This is a genomic window from Paracoccus aminophilus JCM 7686, assembly GCF_000444995.1.
Taxonomy (GTDB): domain Bacteria; phylum Pseudomonadota; class Alphaproteobacteria; order Rhodobacterales; family Rhodobacteraceae; genus Paracoccus; species Paracoccus aminophilus.
Genome location: NC_022041.1, coordinates 2,407,221 through 2,423,125 on the forward strand (window position 1 = coordinate 2,407,221; position 15,905 = coordinate 2,423,125).

Genomic DNA, 15,905 nt, shown 5'->3' on the forward strand with positions numbered 1-15,905 from the left:
CGGAATGTCAGAGGCTTTTTTGCACAGCACTGAAGAAGGATAGTTTTAATTTTCAGCATTCGCCGCAAAAGCTTGAATTCGGAGCAAAGTCCTGAGACCCTTTGCGCAACCCGGATCTGCGGGCCCTGAATTCTGACTGGCTCCGGAGGTTTTCGATGAGCTCGCTGCTGACCCGCCGTTTCTTCCTTGGTTCCTCGCTTGGCGCGACCGCCGCATTGCTGGTTTCGACCGCCTTGCCGCGCATGGCCATGGCCGCGGGCGCAGGAGGCAGGCTGGTCGTCGCCAATGACAGCGAGCCGCGCCAGCTCAACCCCGCGATCGCCGCCTCGAACGGCGTGTTCTTCATCGCCTCGAAAGTGATCGAGACTCTGGGCCAAGCCACTTTCGAAGGCGTCAAGCCGCTGCTCGCCGCCAGCTGGGCTGGGGGCGAGGACGGGCTGTCGATCACCTTCCGTCTGCGCGACGGGATCAAATGGCATGACGGCAAGCCCTTCACTTCGGAAGATGTCGCCTTCTCGGCGATGGAGGTGTGGAAGCCCCTGCAAAACATCGGACGCGAGCTTTTCGCCAATCTCGAAAAGGTCGAGACCCCCAGCCCCGACACCGCCGTCTTCCGCTTCTCGAAACCGACGCCCTTGCAGCTCATCGAAAACGCGCTGCCCGTGGTGTCGAGCGTGCTGCCCAAACATCTCTATGAAGGCACGGATATTGCGGCCAATCCCGCGAATAGCGCGCTGGTCGGCACCGGCCCCTTCACCTTCGCCGAATACAAGCCCGGCCAGTATTACCTGCTGAAAAAGAACCCGGATTACTGGCAAAAGGGCCAACCCCTGCTCGACGAGATCGTCTTTCAGGTCCTGCCCGACAGGGCCGCGGCGGCAAGCTCGCTCGAGGCGGGCGAGGTCCAGCTGGCCTGCTTCTCGGCGGTGCCGCTCAGCGATCTCGACCGGATCAAAAGCGTCGATGGGCTGGAGGTCGTCACCAAAGGCTATGAGGATCTGACCTATCAGCTCACCGTCGAGATCAACCACCGCACGAAAGAGCTTCAGGATCTGAAGGTGCGTCAGGCGATTGCTTTTGCCATCGACCGGAAATTCGTGCTCGATACGATCTTTCTGGGCTACGGCACGATTGCGACCGGCCCGGTGCCGGAAAGCGCCAAGACCTTCTACACCGCCGATGTCACGCGCTATGATTTCGACACCGATAAGGCCAATGCCCTGTTAGATGAGGCGGGCTACAAGAAGGGCGCGGATGGGGTGCGCTTCAAGCTGCGCCTGCTGCCCGCGCCTTATTTCAACGAAACCAAGCAGTTCGGCGACTATCTGCGTCAGGCGCTGAGCAAGATTGGCATCGACGCGACCATCGTCTCGAATGACAGCGCCGGGCATCAGAAGGCGGTCTATACCGATCACGCTTTCGATCTGGCGATTGCCCCGACCGTCTTCCGCGCCGATCCCGCGATCTCGACCACGATCCTCGTGCGCTCGGGCATTCCAGACGGCGTGCCCTTCTCGAACCAGGGCGGCTACAAGAACGCGGCGCTCGATCAGATCATCGACGAGGCGCTGGTCACGCTTGATCCGGCCAAACGCGTGGCGCTTTATCAGGACTTCCAGCGCAAGGTGACCGAGGATCTGCCGCTGATCAATGTCGTCGACTGGACCTTCACCTCGGTCGCCAGCACTGCGGTCAAGAATATCGCCAATACGCCGCGTTGGGCGGTCTCGTCCTGGGCCGATACGGAGCTTGACGGCTGATCCCATGCCGGTTCTGCGCCTGATCTCGCGGCGCCTGCTGACCAGCATTCCGGTGCTGGTCATCGTCATCGCCGGGACCTTCTTCCTGCTCAATGCCGCCAGCGGCGATGCGGTCGATGCCTATCTTGGCTCGATCGGCGGCGGCAGCGCCACGCTCGCGGCAGAGCTGCGCGCGCAATATGGGCTCGATGGTTCGGCCTGGGCGCGGCTGGGCTTCTACCTCGGCCAATTGGCGCAGGGCGATCTCGGCTATTCGGTGGCGCTGAACCGCCCGATTGGTGCGGTCATCTGGGAGCGCCTGCCGCCGACGCTCTGGCTGATGGGCAGCGCCGTGGCTTTGTCGTTTCTGCTTGGCTCGAGCCTTGGCATTGTCGCGGGGCGCCGCCCCGGCAGTCTGGCCGACCGCCTGCTCTCGACCGGCTCGCTCGCACTTTACTCGGTGCCGAGCTTCTGGCTTGGGCTGGTGCTCTCGATCCTGTTCGCGGTCAAATTGCGCTGGTTCCCGGTCTCTGGGTTGGAAACCATCGCCTCGGGCAAGACCGGCCTTGCGCGCGCAAGCGACATCGGCTGGCATCTGGCCCTTCCGGTTGCAGCCCTCGGCATGATCTATCTCGCGCTTTTCCTGCGGATGATGCGCGCGGGCATGGCCGAGGTCTGGGGCGAGGATTATGTGTTGGCCGCCCGCGCCCGTGGCCTGTCCGAGCGCCGGATCACGCTGAACCATGTCGCCCGAAACGCGCTTTTGCCGCTGATCACCATGCTGGGGCTGCAAGCGGCGGGAATGCTCGGCGGCAGCGTGGTCATCGAAAGCGTCTTCGCCATTCCGGGCTTTGGCCGGCTGGCGCAAGAGGCCGTCGCGGGGCGCGATTCCGCGCTGTTGATGGGGATCATCCTGACGAGCGCGCTTCTGGTCATCGCCGCCAATCTTCTGGTCGATCTGGCCTATGGCCTGCTTGACCCTCGCGTCGGCTCGGGCGCGGGAGGGCGCGATGCTTAGGCGGCTTCTGACCACGCCCGAGGGGATCGCGGGCACGCTTTTGCTGGCCCTGCTGATCGGCATGGCGCTTAGCGCCCCCCTGCTCTTTCCCGGAGACCCGCAGGCGATTGTCGCGAAACCGCTGATCCGCCCCTTCACCGATGCCGCCTTTCCCTTCGGCACCGACCGGCTTGGCCGCGACCTTCTGGCCGGGATCTTTCACGGCGCGCGCACCTCGCTTCTGGTCGGGCTGGCGGCGGCGCTGACGGCGATCGCGGCGGGGATGGTGGTCGGGACGCTCGCGGGTTTTGCCGGGGGGCTGGTCGATGAGGCGCTGATGCGTCTGGTCGATGCCTTCCAGATCGTGCCGGGCTTTTTGCTGGCGCTGGCCTTCGTCTCGGCGATGGGGCCCTCGCTTGGCGGGGTGATCCTTGCCATCGCGCTTGGCGCCTGGACCGGCCCCGCCCGGCTGGCGCGCGCGCAGGTGCTGCGGCTGCGCGAGGCCGAATTCGTCGCCGCCGCCCGCGTCATGGGCATGCATCCCGCCGAAATCGCCTTCCGCCAGATCATGCCGCTGGCGCTCGGCCCGGTGCTGGCGCTGATCTCGGTCATTGTCGCGGGCGCGGTTCTGACCGAAAGCGCGCTCTCCTTCCTCGGGCTCGGCGATCCCAATGCCGTCACTTGGGGCGGGATGATCGCCGAGGGGCGCAACCAGATCCGCTCGGCGGCTTACCTCTCGGTGATCCCGGGGCTCGCGCTGGTCGCGACCGTGATCGCGGTCTATCTCTTTGGCGAGGCGCTGTCGCAGGCGTTGATGGGACGGCGCAGATGAGCGCGCCTTTCGCCCAGATCGAGGCGCTGTCGGTGCGCTATCCGGGCGCGACGCGGCCCGCGCTCGACCGGCTGTCGCTGACCATTGCGCAGGGCGAAAGGCTCGCCGTGATCGGGGAAAGCGGCTCTGGCAAAAGCACTTTCGCGCGGGCGCTGGCCGGGCTTTTGCCGCAGGGCAGCCGTCAGTCCGGCGAGATCCATTGGACGCCTGAGCGCCCGCGCCCCGGTGCGGGCTATGGCTATGTCTTCCAAGATCCCGGCGGCAGTCTGAACCCGGTCCTGTCGATCGGGACCCAGCTGGTCGAGGTCATCCGCACGCATCTGCGCCTCTCCCGCGCCGAGGCCCGCGACCGTGCCGAGGCGCTGCTCGCGCGTGTCCAACTGCCCGATCCGCAGGCCGCGCTGGCCCGCTATCCGCATCAATTCTCGGGCGGGCAACGTCAACGCATCGCCATCGCTTTGGCGATTGCCGCCGGTCCCGCGCTGCTCATCGCCGATGAGGCGACCTCGGCGCTGGATATGCTGGTGCAGGCAGAGATCATGCGCCTCTTGGACGATCTCGTCCGCGAGATGGGGATGACGCTGATCTTCATCACCCATGACATGGCGCTGGCCGCCAGCCTCGCCGACCGGATCGCGGTCCTGCGCGATGCCCGGCTGGTCGAGACCGGCCCCGCGCGCCAGGTCATCGACGCTCCGCGCGAACCCTATACGCGCGAACTGCTGGCCGCCCATGTCGATCTGCGCTCGCCGGTGCTGATCGGCCAGACCTCCGGAGGGCGGGAATGAACCTTCTGAACGCCCAAGGCCTGTCCAAAACCTTTCCCGGCCCGCGTCCGGTCAAGGGGCTCGACAATGTCTCGATCTCGATTGCGGCGGGTGAGACGCTTGGCCTTGTCGGTCCCTCGGGATCGGGGAAATCGACGCTGGCGCGGGTGGTGGCGCGGCTGACACCGCCTGATCAGGGCGAGATCCGCTTTGCCGGGCAGGATTGGCTGGCGTTGAAAGGTGCCGCGCTGCGGCGCGCGCGGGCGGGGATGCAGATGGTCTTTCAAGACCCCGCCGCCGCCTTCCACCCCCGCGCAACTGTCGACGGGGCGATTGCCGAGGCCTTGCGCATCCACCGCATCGCGCCCCGCGCCGACTGGCCCGAGCGGATCGCCGCGCTTCTGGAGCAGGTCGGCCTGCCGCCCGATCTGACCCATCGCCGCCTGACCGAGATCTCGGGCGGGCAGCGTCAGCGCGTGGCTTTGGCCCGCGCCTTGGCCTGCGCACCCAAGCTCATCATTCTCGACGAGGCGGTCTCGGCGCTTGATGCCTCGGTGCGGGCGCGGATCGTCGAACTGCTGGTGCGGGTTCAAAATCAGACCGGGGTCGCTTATCTTTTCGTTTCCCATGATCTGGCCCTGATGCGCCAGATTGCCCATCGCACGGCGGTGATGGAGGCGGGCCGGATCATCGAGACCGGGCCGACGCTTGATTTGATCGCCGCGCCCCAAACCGAACTGACCCGGCGGCTGATCGCCGCCATCCCCGAACTGCACAAGGTGCCCTGATGCCCGACTGGTCCCCCCTTCCCGACGCGCCGCTCTTTCCGCCCGAGGGCTACGCGCCTTTGGCCGATGCGATTGCGGGACTGCTTGGGACGAAAAACGATGTCTTGCTGGTGCAGGGCGAGGCTGTGGTTGCCCTTGAGGCCGCCGCGAGCTCGCTTGGCCGCCCGGGGCTGCGCGCACTGAATATCGTGACGAGCCTTTATGGGCGCTGGTTTGGCGGCTGGCTGCGCCGCGCTGGGGCAGAGGTCGTCGATCTGACCGCGCCCCCCGGCCTGCCGATCGGGCTTGAGGCGGTCGAGGCGGCTCTGGCTCAGGGAAAATTCGATCTGGTCGCGGTCGTCCATGCCGAATCCGCAACCGGCATTCTGAACCCTCTCGCGGGGATTCTGGCGCTGGCGCAAGCGACAGGTGCGCTGACCGTGGTCGATGTCGTGGCCTCGCTTGGCGGCCATGCGGTCGAGGTCGATGATCTTGGCATCGACATTGCCGTGATGGGGCCGCAGAAATCGCTTGGCGGTCAGGCCGGGGTTTCGGCACTGTCGGTCTCGCCGCGGGCTTGGGCCGCGGTCCACCCGGGTGGCGAGGCGCCCTCGATCCTCTCGCTGGCCGATCAGAAAACGCTCTGGCTCGATCAGGGCCGCCACGCCCTGCCCGGCACGCCTTCGGCGCTGGAATTCCACGCCCTTGCCGCGGCCCTCGACCGGGTCCGGGCAGAGGGGCTTTCCGCGATCGAGCGCCGCCATGCCCGCGCCGCGAATGCCGCGCGCGCAGGGGTGCTGGCGCTCGTCGGGCGCAATTGGGTCGCCGAGGATCAGGCGTCCAATCTGGTGACCCCGCTGCCTGTGCCCGACAGCATGTCTGCCGACGATCTGCTGGCCGAGCTGCCCGAGGGCCATGCGCTAAGCGCTGGCGTCGGCCCCGCGGGCGACCGGCTTTTGCGGCTGAACCACACCGGCCCACGCGCAGCACTTGAGCCGGTGCTGAGCGATCTCAACGCCATCGCCCATGGGCTGCACCGGCTGGGCGTGCCCGCCGATCCCGGTCAGGCGCTTGGCGCGGCGGCAGAGGCCTTTGGCTGAGATGCTCTTTCCGCGCGCGATCATCTTCGACCTCGACGACACTTTGCTGACCGCCTATCGCACACCGGAAAAGACTTGGGGCGCGATCATCGCCGAACATGCCGAGGCTCTGGGCGAGCATGACAGCCGCTGGGTCACGGCTGAGGTGCTGGCCCGCGTGCTCGACTTTCTCGCCGAGGAAGAGCACCGCAAACTTTGGCGGCTCGAGGGTGACGAGACGCGGCGCCGGGTCGTGCGCTCGGCCTTTCACCGGCTCAATCTGCAACGCCCGCCCTCCTCCGAGCCCTTGCATGGCGTCGATGCCGACCGCATTGCCGACCGCTTCGAAAGCTTCCTCGAAGAGACGATCACGCTGAAACCCGACGCCCATGAGATGCTCGACGCGCTTGGCGCACTGGGGATCCGGCTGGGTCTGTTGACCAATGGCTCGGGGCCGCGCCAGCGCGGTAAAATCGCGCGGTTCGACCTCGCCCGCCATTTCGCGGCGATCCAGATCGAAGAGGAATTCGGCGAAGGCAAGCCCGACCCCCGCGTCTATGAAGCCATTTTGTCGGATCTGGAGAGCCCGGCACAGGACAGCTGGATGATCGGCGATGATCCGAATTGGGATATTGCCGCGCCAAAGGCTCTGGGTCTGGCCACGGTCTTTTATTCCGAAGATCCCACCGCCCCGACCCCGCCCGAGGCCGATGCGCGGGTCGCCAGCCTGAGCGCGATCTTGCCCTTGGTGCGCGCCGCCGCCTGAGCGCGCTCTGCCCGCCACCAACGCGCGACCGTCAGGGCACCCCCTCGCCTCTCTCGGGCAAAGAATCGAACGCTTGCTTTCCCTAAGGGCAGCCTTCACAAAGCCCGCTCGCGCCTCCTGCGGCAAATGCGCGCCTTCGGGCGATTTGCAGTCCTTGCCCCTCTCTTTTTCGTCATTTTGCGTGATGGAACCCGCCATTTTAACGAAACCAACGCTCACGCTACTTGACCCGTGGCGCGGATTGGGTTGCATCAGAGAGAGAAGAAACTTCAGACCTGGGAGGCCTTATGTCTTTTCTCTCGAAGCGGTTCCTCGCGACCACCGCTCTGGCCGTGATGGCCGCTGCGCCGCTCCACGCCAAAACCTTCGTTTATTGCTCGGAAGGCTCGCCCGAGGGCTTTGATCCCGCGCCCTATACCGCCGGCACGACCTTCGATGCCTCGGCCCATGCCGTTTATAACCGTCTGGCCCAGTTCAAGCCCGGCACGACCGAGGTCGAGCCCGCTCTGGCGGAAAGCTGGGACGTGTCCGAAGATGGCAAGGAATACACCTTCCATCTGCGCAAGGGCGTGAAATTCCAGTCGAATGACAAATTCACCCCGACCCGCGACTTCAATGCCGATGACGTGATCTTCAGCTTTGAGCGTCAGGGCAAGGCCGATAACCCGTGGCATGAATATATTCCGGGCCTGACCTTCGAGTATTACAGCTCGATGGAAATGGACAAGCTCATCAAGAGCATCGAGAAAATCGACGACAACACCGTCAAATTCACGCTGAACCAGCCTGAAGCGCCCTTCATGGCCAATATCGCCATGCCCTTCCTGTCGATCGTGTCGAAAGAATATGCCGATACGCTTGAAAAGGCCGGGACCAAGGAAGATCTGAACAACGCGCCGATCGGCACGGGCCCGTTCAAATTCGTCGCCTATCAGAAAGATGCGGTCATCCGCTATCAGAAGAACGCCGATTACTGGGGCGAAGCGCCGAAGATCGACGATCTCGTGTTTGCAATCACGCCCGATGCCGCCGTGCGTCTGCAAAAGCTCAAGGCCAATGAATGCCAGCTGATGCCCTTCCCGGCACCCGCCGACATCGCCGCGATCAAGGCCGATCCGAACCTCAAACTGGACGAACAAGCCGGTCTGAACGTCGGCTATCTCGCCTATAACACCACGATCGCGCCCTTCGACAAGCCGGAAGTCCGCAAGGCGCTGAACATGGCGATGGACAAGAAAGCGCTGGTCGAAGCGGTTTATCAGGGCTCGGGCGAAGTCGCCAAGAACCCGATCCCGCCGACCATGTGGAGCTATAACGACGCGATCAAGGACGACGAATACAACCCCGAAGCCGCGAAAAAGCTGCTCGAGGAAGCAGGCGTCAAGGATCTCTCGATGGAGATCTGGGCGATGCCGGTGCAGCGTCCCTATATGCCGAACGCCCGTCGTGCGGCCGAGATGATGCAGGCCGATTTCGCCAAGATCGGCGTCAAGGTCGAGATCGTCTCCTATGAATGGGGCGAGTATCTCAAGAAGTCGATGGACCCGACCCGCAAGGGCGCGGTGATCTTGGGCTGGACCGGCGACAATGGCGACCCGGACAACTTCCTCTCGGTTCTGCTCTCCTGCGCGGCGGCCAATGATGCCGGTGCGAACCGCGCCTTCTGGTGCAACAAGGAGTTCTCGGATCTGCTGGCCAAAGCCAAGGTCGCCAATGATCACGACGAGCGTGTGAAGCTTTACGAAGAGGCTCAGGTCATCTTCAAGGATCAGGCGCCTTGGGCCACGCTGGCTCACTCGACCCAATATGTCCCGATGGCGAAGAACGTGACGGGCTTTGTGCAGTCTCCGCTTGGCGACTACGCTTTCGATAATGTAGATCTCACTGAATAACAGACGAAATCGACATTTACACTGAACGGGCCGCGCGAGGGAGTCCCCCTTTGCGCGGCCCATCGGGCTAGGGTTCGATGCTCACATTCATCCTCAAGAAAATCCTCTATCTGATCCCGACCTTTCTCGGGATTACGATTGTCGCTTTCGGTTTCATCCGGCTGTTGCCCGGCGATCCCGTCCTGCTGATGGCCGGCGAACGCGGCGTCTCGGCCGAGCGTTACGCGGTGATTTCGGCACAACTCGGCTATGACAAGCCGATCTGGCAGCAATATCTGCTCTATCTGAACAACCTCTTCCACGGCGATTTCGGCAATTCGCTTGTCACGAAAAAGCCGGTCCTGACCGAGTTTTTCGCGCTCTTTCCCGCCACGATCGAGCTTGGTCTGGTCGCGATCATCCTCGCGACGGCGATTGGCGTGCCGATTGGCGTGATCGCGGCGATCAAGCGCGGCTCGTGGTTTGACCAGCTGTCGATGACCGGGGCGCTGATCGGCTTTTCGATGCCGATCTTCTGGTGGGGGCTGCTGCTCATCATCTTCTTCTCGGGCACGCTTGGCTGGACCCCGGTGTCGGGGCGCATCTCGCTGATGTATTTCTTCCCGCCCGTGACCGGCTTCATGCTGATCGACAGCGTGCTGTCGGGCCAGAAAGGCGCCTTCGCCTCGGCGGTCAGACACCTGATCCTGCCCTCTGTGGTGTTGGCCACGATCCCGCTTGCGGTGATCGCGCGCCAGACGCGCTCGGCCATGCTCGAAGTCATGGGCGAGGATTATGTCCGCACCGCCAAGGCCAAGGGCCTGAGCCCGACCCGTGTGATCGGCGTCCATGCTTTGCGCAATGCGATGATCCCGGTCATCACCACCATCGGCCTGCAAATCGGCGTGCTGATGGCGGGCGCGATCCTGACCGAGACGATTTTCTCTTGGCCGGGGATCGGCAAATGGATGATCGACTCGATCTCGCGGCGTGACTATCCGGTCGTGCAATCAGGCCTTCTGCTGATCGCCGCCATCGTGATGATCGTGAACCTGATCGTCGACCTGACCTATGGTCTCATCAACCCGAGGATCCGGCACAAATGACCGACGCAACCGTCAAAATCTCGGACAGCGCGATCCGTCGCCGGATGCTCAAGGAGTTCTGGTTCTACTTCAGCCAGAACCGGGGCGCGGTGGCGGGGCTTGTCGTCTTTGTCCTTCTCGTCCTGACCGCAGTCTTCGCCTCGGTCATCGCCCCCCATGACCCGACCCAGCAATATCGCGACGCGCTCCTCGTGCCGCCGATCTGGCAAGAGGGTGGTCGCGCGGGCTTCCTGCTCGGCACCGATGCGGTCGGACGTGATATCCTGTCGCGGCTGATCTATGGCGCGCAATATTCGCTCTTTATCGGCATCGTCGTTGTGGCCATCGCCCTGACCGGCGGCATCATCATCGGCCTGATCGCGGGCTTCTTCGGCGGCTGGGTCGATAACGTCATCATGCGCGTCATGGATGTCGTTCTGGCCTTCCCCTCGCTCTTGCTGGCGCTGGTGCTGGTCGCGGTGCTTGGCCCGGGCCTGACCAATGCGATGATCGCCATCGCCATCGTCTACCAGCCCCATTTCGCCCGCCTCACCCGCGCGGCGGTGATGGGCGAGCGCGAGCGCGAATATGTCGCGGCGGCGCGTGTCGCGGGCGCGGGCAATCTGCGGCTGATGTTCAAAACCATCCTGCCGAACTGCCTCGCCCCCCTGATCGTTCAGGCGACGCTCTCCTTCTCCTCGGCGGTGCTCGACTCGGCGGCTCTGGGCTTTCTCGGCATGGGCGCCCAGCCCCCGGCCTCGGAATGGGGCACCATGTTGGCCGAGGCGCGTGAATTCATCCTGCGCGCCTGGTGGGTCGTCACTTTGCCCGGCCTCGCCATCCTGATCTCGGTTCTCGCGATCAACCTGATGGGCGACGGGCTGCGCGACGCGCTTGACCCGAAACTGAAGCGGAGCTGAGGATATGGCACTTCTTTCCATCAGAAACCTCACCGTCCGCTTCGCGACCTCGACCGGTAGCTTCACTGCGGTCGACGGGATCGACGTGACTGTGGACAAGGGCGATGTGCTGGCCATCGTCGGCGAGTCGGGCTCGGGCAAATCGGTCTCGATGTTGGCGGTGATGGGGCTCTTGCCCGACACCGCCACCGTCACCGCCGATGAGATGCGCTTCGACGGCCGCGATCTTCTCAAGCTCTCCCCCAAAGAGCGGCGCAAGATCATCGGGCGAGAGATCACCATGATCTTCCAGGAACCGATCGCCTCGCTCAACCCCTCCTTCACGGCGGGTTATCAGATCGAGGAAGTCCTGCGCTTCAACGCGGGCCTCGACCGCCGCGCCGCCCGCGCCCGCGCGCTCGAGCTCTTCCGCCAGGTCGGCCTGCCCGACCCCGAGCAAAAGCTCAAAGCCTATCCGCATCAGATGTCGGGCGGACAATGCCAGCGCGTGATGATCGCCATGGCCATCGCGACCGAGCCGCGCCTGCTCATCGCCGATGAACCGACCACCGCGCTCGACGTGACCGTGCAAAAGCAGATCCTCGATCTGCTGACCGAGATTCAGGAACGCTCGGGCATGGCGCTGATCCTGATCACCCATGACATGGGCGTGGTCGCGGAAACCGCCGATCGCGTCGCCGTCCAGTACAAGGGCCATAAAATGGAAGAGGCCGATGTGCTGACGCTCTTTGAAAACCCGCAAAACCCCTATACCCGCGCGCTGCTTTCGGCCCTGCCGGAAAACGCGACCGGAGACCGCCTGCCGACGGTCGCGGACTTCATGGCCAAACCGGAGGTCCGCCCATGAGCGTCGTCGAAGCCCATAACCTCGTGCGCGACTATCTCATCCCCGGCTCGATGATGCGCGCGGCCAAGACGGTGCGCGCGGTCAAAGGGATCAGCTTCTCGGTCGAGCGCGGCCAAACGCTCGCCATCGTCGGCGAATCCGGTTCGGGCAAATCGACCCTCGCCCGGATCGTCGCGCTGATCGACCCGGCCTCGGGCGGCGAGATCCGCATCGAGGGCAAAGCCGTCGACATCTCGAAACACCGCCCCGACCGCGAGATGCGCTCGAAGGTGCAGATGGTCTTCCAAAACCCCTATGGCAGCCTCAACCCGCGCCAGAAAATCGGCGATGTGCTGATGGAGCCGCTTCTCCTGAACACAAATACCCCCGCCGCGGAGCGGCGCGAGCGGGCAGAAGCGATGCTGGTGAAGGTTGGGCTCGGGCCCGAGCATTTCAACCGCTATCCGCATATGTTCTCGGGCGGCCAGCGCCAGCGCATTGCGATTGCGCGGGCCTTGATGCTCAACCCGACGCTGCTGGTGCTTGATGAGCCGGTCTCGGCGCTCGATCTTTCGGTTCAGGCGCAGGTGCTGAACCTGCTGGCCGATCTGCAAGATGAGTTCAACCTCGCCTATGTCTTCATCAGCCATGACCTCTCGGTCGTGCGCTATATCGCCGATGATGTCCTGGTGATGCACAAGGGCGAAGCAGTGGAACAGGGCAGTCGCGAAGAGGTCTTCGCCGATCCCAAGCACCCCTATACGCGCGAGCTCTTCGCCGCGACCCCGGTCACCGATATCGAGGCGATCCGCAAACGGGTCGCCGCGCGCGCCGCTGCGCGGGCCCTGGCGGCAGAGGTTTGATCCTGTTCCGGGCGGTCTCCGCCCGGAACTCTGACGCCCTCAAGCGGTCGCAGCGATTGCCATGGCCTGCCGTTGCGAGATGATCGCGCAGGCAAAAAGCTTGGTGGTGTGGAAGAACATCAAGGGCAGCACGATCATCGCGACATCCTGTCCGGCAAAGAGCACCCCCGCCATCGGCAACCCCGTCGCCAGAGATTTGGTCGAGCCGCAATAAAACAGCGCCACCAGATCGCCGCGATCCATCCCGCCTGCTCGTCCCGCGAGCATCGAAATCGTCATCCCGGCGGCGAGCATGAAGGCGACCAGCAGCCACAGCCCGAACATGTGCTGGGCATCGACCACATGCCAGATCCCGTTAACCACGCCTGCGCTGAAGGCGGAGTAGACGATGAGCAGGATCGAGCCGCGGTCAACGATGCCGGTGATCTGCTTATGCCGATTGAGCCAGCCGCCAATCAACGGCCGACACAGCTGCCCGACCGCGAAGGGAAGCAGAATCTGTTGCAGGATTTTCCAGACCGCATCGGCGCCGATCTCGACCCCGGTGCTCGAGGGGATCAGCAGCGCGAAGAGCAAAGGCGCCATGAAGACGCCAAGGATATTCGAGACCGAGGCCGCGCAAACCGCGCCCGCGACATTGCCCTTGGCCACCGAAGTAAAGGCGATCGAGCTTTGCACGGTCGAAGGCAGGCAGCCGATATAGAGGATGCCGATCGCGAAGGCCGAGGGCAGATAAAGGCTCGCGATCGGCGCCAGCGCAAGGCCGAGCAGCGGAAAGACCGCATAGGTGCACATCAGGCAGGAGATCTGCAGCTTCCAATTCGACAGCCCGGCGAGAATCGTCGCGGTCGAGAGCTTCGCCCCATAGATGAAAAAGAGCAGCCCCACCGCCCAATAGGTGACCTGCGTCAGCACCTCGGCCGAGGCACCGCGCGCCGGAAGCAGCGTCGCCAGAACCACCATCAGGATGAGCAACATCATATAGCGGTCAAGGCCGACCCGCTTCAAACTCGCCTCAATTTGTGCAATCGCCATCTTATCTGCCAGTTTTGTATTTTCTGACCGCTAATTACCCCTATATTGCATACGATCCAAGGAAAGTTTTCCGGGACACATCAATCGGAGCCGAAAATGAGCGAAACCCATGCCTTGCGCCTCGCCGATTTTCTGAGCGAGGCCATTCTTGAGGGGCGGATCGCCCCGGGGGCGCGGCTCGACGAGAAAACACTGGCCGAATCGCATGGCCTCTCGCGCACCCCGGTGCGCGAGGCGCTGACCGAGCTATGCGGGCGCGGCCTTGCTTTGCGCAAACCCTATCGCGGGGTCGAGGTGATTGCGCCCGATCCCGCCTTTCTGGCGCAATCCTTTGAAGCTTTGTCCGAGATCGAGGCGCTTTGCGCCTCTCTGGCTGCGGGGCGTATCTCGATTTCCGGCGCGATTGCCTTGGAAACCCTGGTCGAGCGCATGGCTCAGGTGCGACAGGACGGCGATCACGATCTTTACCGCCGCTTGAACACTGACCTGCATGACCAGATCTGCAATGCCTGCGGCAATGCGCAACTGGCCGAGATTGCCAAGGATCTGCGTGGACGTTTCGAAATGTTGCGCCGGGCCCAGCTTGGCTCGGACGCGCGGGTTGGCGATTCTCACGACGAGCATCGCCAGATTGTTCAGGCAATCTGCGACCGCGACGCCCAAGGCGCGGCGCGCGCCATGCGCAGCCATCTGCGCCACGCCATGGCCGCCGCCTTGCCGCTGTTGCCGTCGTAAGGTGGTTTAGTTCGGGCGCGGTTCAGATCTGCGGTCTCGGCTCTGAAAAGCTGCCCTCCAGATCGCGGCTGCGCCCATAAAGCACCGCCCGCGCCCGCCCCTCTTTCTTGGCCTGATAGAGCGCAGTATCGGCATCGGCGAGCATCCGGGCCGACTCCGGAGACGCGTAAAAACTCGATTCCGAAAAGCCGATGCTCGCAGAGACATGAAGCTGCTGGCCCTCGAAACAGACCCCTTCTTCGATCCGGGTAATGATGCGCCGCGCGAGCTTTAGCAGATTGGGTGAGGCTCCCGGCGAGGGCAGGATCAGCACGAACTCATCCCCGCCAACGCGTGCGGCGGTGTCGCAAGAGCGTGTTTCTTCGCGCAAAATTTTCGCGACCCGCTGCAACACGAGATCGCCCGCGGCATGGCCATATTGGTCATTCGCTTCTTTGAAGTGGTCAAGATCGACATGCCCGACCGCGAAGGGCAGCTTTTCGGCCTCTCGCAACGCCGTGCCAAGCGCGACATCCAGGCCGCGCCGGTTGTAAAGCCCGGTCAGCGGATCGGTATAGGCCTGCACCTCGGCAGCCTTGCGCGCCTCTTCGAGGTTGAGATTGAACCGCGACAGCTCTCCTTGCACGGCGACATTGGCCTCGTGCAGAAACAAAAGCTCGAGCGCCAGATCGGAGGGCGCGAAATCGGCGTCCGAGAGTTTAAAGTTTCGCACGGCATCCGACAGCCCGACGCCAAAGCCAAAGTTTAACAGCGCGGCGCCATTGCCCATCAAAATGCCATGGCCGCGGATGATCGTCTCGGGATGCGCGGTCAACCGCAGGAAAATCCGCCCGCCCTCTTGCAGAACCGGATGAAGACCCGAGAATCCCGTGGTGATCTGACGTGGCCGATCGATCGAAAAAGCCATATCGAAATGCCGCGCGTTGCCGATCAAGCGGCGTAGCGTCGGCCCGGTGGTGAGAATCTCGCCCTCGGGCGAAAGATGCAGACTCATCGGCAGAAGCAGGCTCACCGAGGTCGTGTGAATGAATTCGGGGTGGATCATTGCGGGTGTCCCTGCTCCAATTGCGGCGAGAAATCGAAGGGCCGACTGTCTGTATATCCTTCCACGAGAACCTTCATCTCGACCGCTTCGACCCGCGCCTCGATGATGACGAGGACGCCGTAGTCATCGGCCATTCCGCGCAAGGCGCCAGCAAGCATCCATTGCAAACCAAATGGCCAATCCCGCCCAGAAATGCGGATATGATCGGGCCCCAGCCGGACGACGGTGACTGGCGGGAACGGAAGTCGCGGCACCGCCATGCGCGCGCGTCCCGGCAGCTCCTCGAGCGCGGCGACGAATTCGGCAAAATCGCTGCCACTGAAACGCAGCAGGCGCCGGATCGGCTCGAGGCGGACCAGCCAGGCGCCGGTATCCTCAAGGATGTCGAGGCTTGGTTTGCCGAGTTTTGCTGCCGCATTGCGCAACAAGGTCGTGGTCAGATCGTCCTTATATTCGCGCAAACTATTGAATCCCCGAACATCTATGGATGACTTTCGGGCAACCTCCTGCCACAGCGGCTCGCCATAGGTGGTGCGCAAAAAAACCTCGATCGAACGGTTAACCAGTCCAAGCATGGA

General features: G+C 63.6%; 16 protein-coding genes. 13 read left to right on the forward strand and 3 right to left on the reverse strand.

Going from position 1 to position 15,905, the window contains the following annotated elements:
• The first annotated feature begins 155 nt into the window (after positions 1–155).
• From JCM7686_RS11690 to JCM7686_RS11745, 12 genes are all read left to right on the forward strand, one after another.
• The gene (locus JCM7686_RS11690; protein ID WP_020951031.1) at positions 156–1,760 is read left to right on the forward strand and encodes an ABC transporter substrate-binding protein; all 1,605 of its coding nucleotides are present in this window, start codon (positions 156–158) and stop codon (positions 1,758–1,760) included.
• Positions 1,761–1,764: 4 nt separating this feature from the next.
• Positions 1,765–2,757 carry an ABC transporter permease gene (locus tag JCM7686_RS11695; RefSeq protein WP_020951032.1) on the forward strand — a complete coding sequence of 331 codons (993 nt, stop codon included), beginning with the start codon at positions 1,765–1,767 and terminating at the stop codon, positions 2,755–2,757.
• The gene (locus JCM7686_RS11700) at positions 2,750–3,568 is read left to right on the forward strand and encodes an ABC transporter permease (RefSeq protein WP_020951033.1); all 819 of its coding nucleotides are present in this window, start codon (positions 2,750–2,752) and stop codon (positions 3,566–3,568) included. Before JCM7686_RS11695 ends, JCM7686_RS11700 begins: the two co-directional genes overlap by 8 nt.
• Positions 3,565–4,356, forward strand: a complete 792-nt coding sequence (locus JCM7686_RS11705) for an ABC transporter ATP-binding protein (RefSeq protein WP_020951034.1) — start codon at positions 3,565–3,567, stop codon at positions 4,354–4,356. The genes JCM7686_RS11700 and JCM7686_RS11705 overlap by 4 nt, the downstream gene beginning before the upstream one ends.
• A complete protein-coding gene (locus JCM7686_RS11710; protein ID WP_020951035.1) occupies positions 4,353–5,123 on the forward strand; it encodes an ABC transporter ATP-binding protein in 771 nt (256 codons plus the stop codon). The genes JCM7686_RS11705 and JCM7686_RS11710 overlap by 4 nt, the downstream gene beginning before the upstream one ends.
• The gene (locus JCM7686_RS11715) at positions 5,123–6,202 is read left to right on the forward strand and encodes an aminotransferase class V-fold PLP-dependent enzyme (protein WP_020951036.1); all 1,080 of its coding nucleotides are present in this window, start codon (positions 5,123–5,125) and stop codon (positions 6,200–6,202) included. Before JCM7686_RS11710 ends, JCM7686_RS11715 begins: the two co-directional genes overlap by 1 nt.
• Position 6,203: 1 nt before the next feature.
• Positions 6,204–6,947: an HAD family hydrolase gene (locus JCM7686_RS11720; RefSeq protein ID WP_020951037.1), complete on the forward strand. Its 744-nt coding sequence runs from the start codon at positions 6,204–6,206 to the stop codon at positions 6,945–6,947.
• A gap of 287 nt (positions 6,948–7,234) precedes the next feature.
• A complete protein-coding gene (locus tag JCM7686_RS11725; RefSeq protein ID WP_020951038.1) occupies positions 7,235–8,839 on the forward strand; it encodes an ABC transporter substrate-binding protein in 1,605 nt (534 codons plus the stop codon).
• 77 nt (positions 8,840–8,916) lie between these two features.
• A complete protein-coding gene (locus JCM7686_RS11730) occupies positions 8,917–9,924 on the forward strand; it encodes an ABC transporter permease subunit (RefSeq protein ID WP_020951039.1) in 1,008 nt (335 codons plus the stop codon).
• Positions 9,921–10,823, forward strand: a complete 903-nt coding sequence (locus JCM7686_RS11735; protein WP_020951040.1) for an ABC transporter permease subunit — start codon at positions 9,921–9,923, stop codon at positions 10,821–10,823. The genes JCM7686_RS11730 and JCM7686_RS11735 overlap by 4 nt, the downstream gene beginning before the upstream one ends.
• A gap of 4 nt (positions 10,824–10,827) precedes the next feature.
• The gene (locus tag JCM7686_RS11740) at positions 10,828–11,670 is read left to right on the forward strand and encodes an ABC transporter ATP-binding protein (RefSeq protein WP_020951041.1); all 843 of its coding nucleotides are present in this window, start codon (positions 10,828–10,830) and stop codon (positions 11,668–11,670) included.
• Positions 11,667–12,512, forward strand: a complete 846-nt coding sequence (locus tag JCM7686_RS11745; protein ID WP_020951042.1) for an ATP-binding cassette domain-containing protein — start codon at positions 11,667–11,669, stop codon at positions 12,510–12,512. The genes JCM7686_RS11740 and JCM7686_RS11745 overlap by 4 nt, the downstream gene beginning before the upstream one ends.
• A gap of 39 nt (positions 12,513–12,551) precedes the next feature.
• Here the strand turns inward: JCM7686_RS11745 and JCM7686_RS11750 are convergent, their stop codons facing one another.
• Positions 12,552–13,547: a bile acid:sodium symporter family protein gene (locus JCM7686_RS11750; protein WP_020951043.1), complete on the reverse strand. Its 996-nt coding sequence runs from the start codon at positions 13,545–13,547 to the stop codon at positions 12,552–12,554.
• A 96-nt stretch (positions 13,548–13,643) separates the two neighbouring features.
• On the opposite strand from JCM7686_RS11750, the gene JCM7686_RS11755 reads away from it, so the two are divergent.
• A complete protein-coding gene (locus tag JCM7686_RS11755) occupies positions 13,644–14,282 on the forward strand; it encodes a GntR family transcriptional regulator (protein WP_020951044.1) in 639 nt (212 codons plus the stop codon).
• A gap of 22 nt (positions 14,283–14,304) precedes the next feature.
• On the opposite strand, the gene JCM7686_RS11760 is transcribed toward JCM7686_RS11755, so the two are convergent.
• Positions 14,305–15,327: a GGDEF domain-containing protein gene (locus tag JCM7686_RS11760; RefSeq protein ID WP_020951045.1), complete on the reverse strand. Its 1,023-nt coding sequence runs from the start codon at positions 15,325–15,327 to the stop codon at positions 14,305–14,307.
• Positions 15,324–15,902, reverse strand: a complete 579-nt coding sequence (locus tag JCM7686_RS11765; RefSeq protein WP_020951046.1) for a heme NO-binding domain-containing protein — start codon at positions 15,900–15,902, stop codon at positions 15,324–15,326. Before JCM7686_RS11765 ends, JCM7686_RS11760 begins: the two co-directional genes overlap by 4 nt.
• Positions 15,903–15,905: the final 3 nt, after the last annotated feature.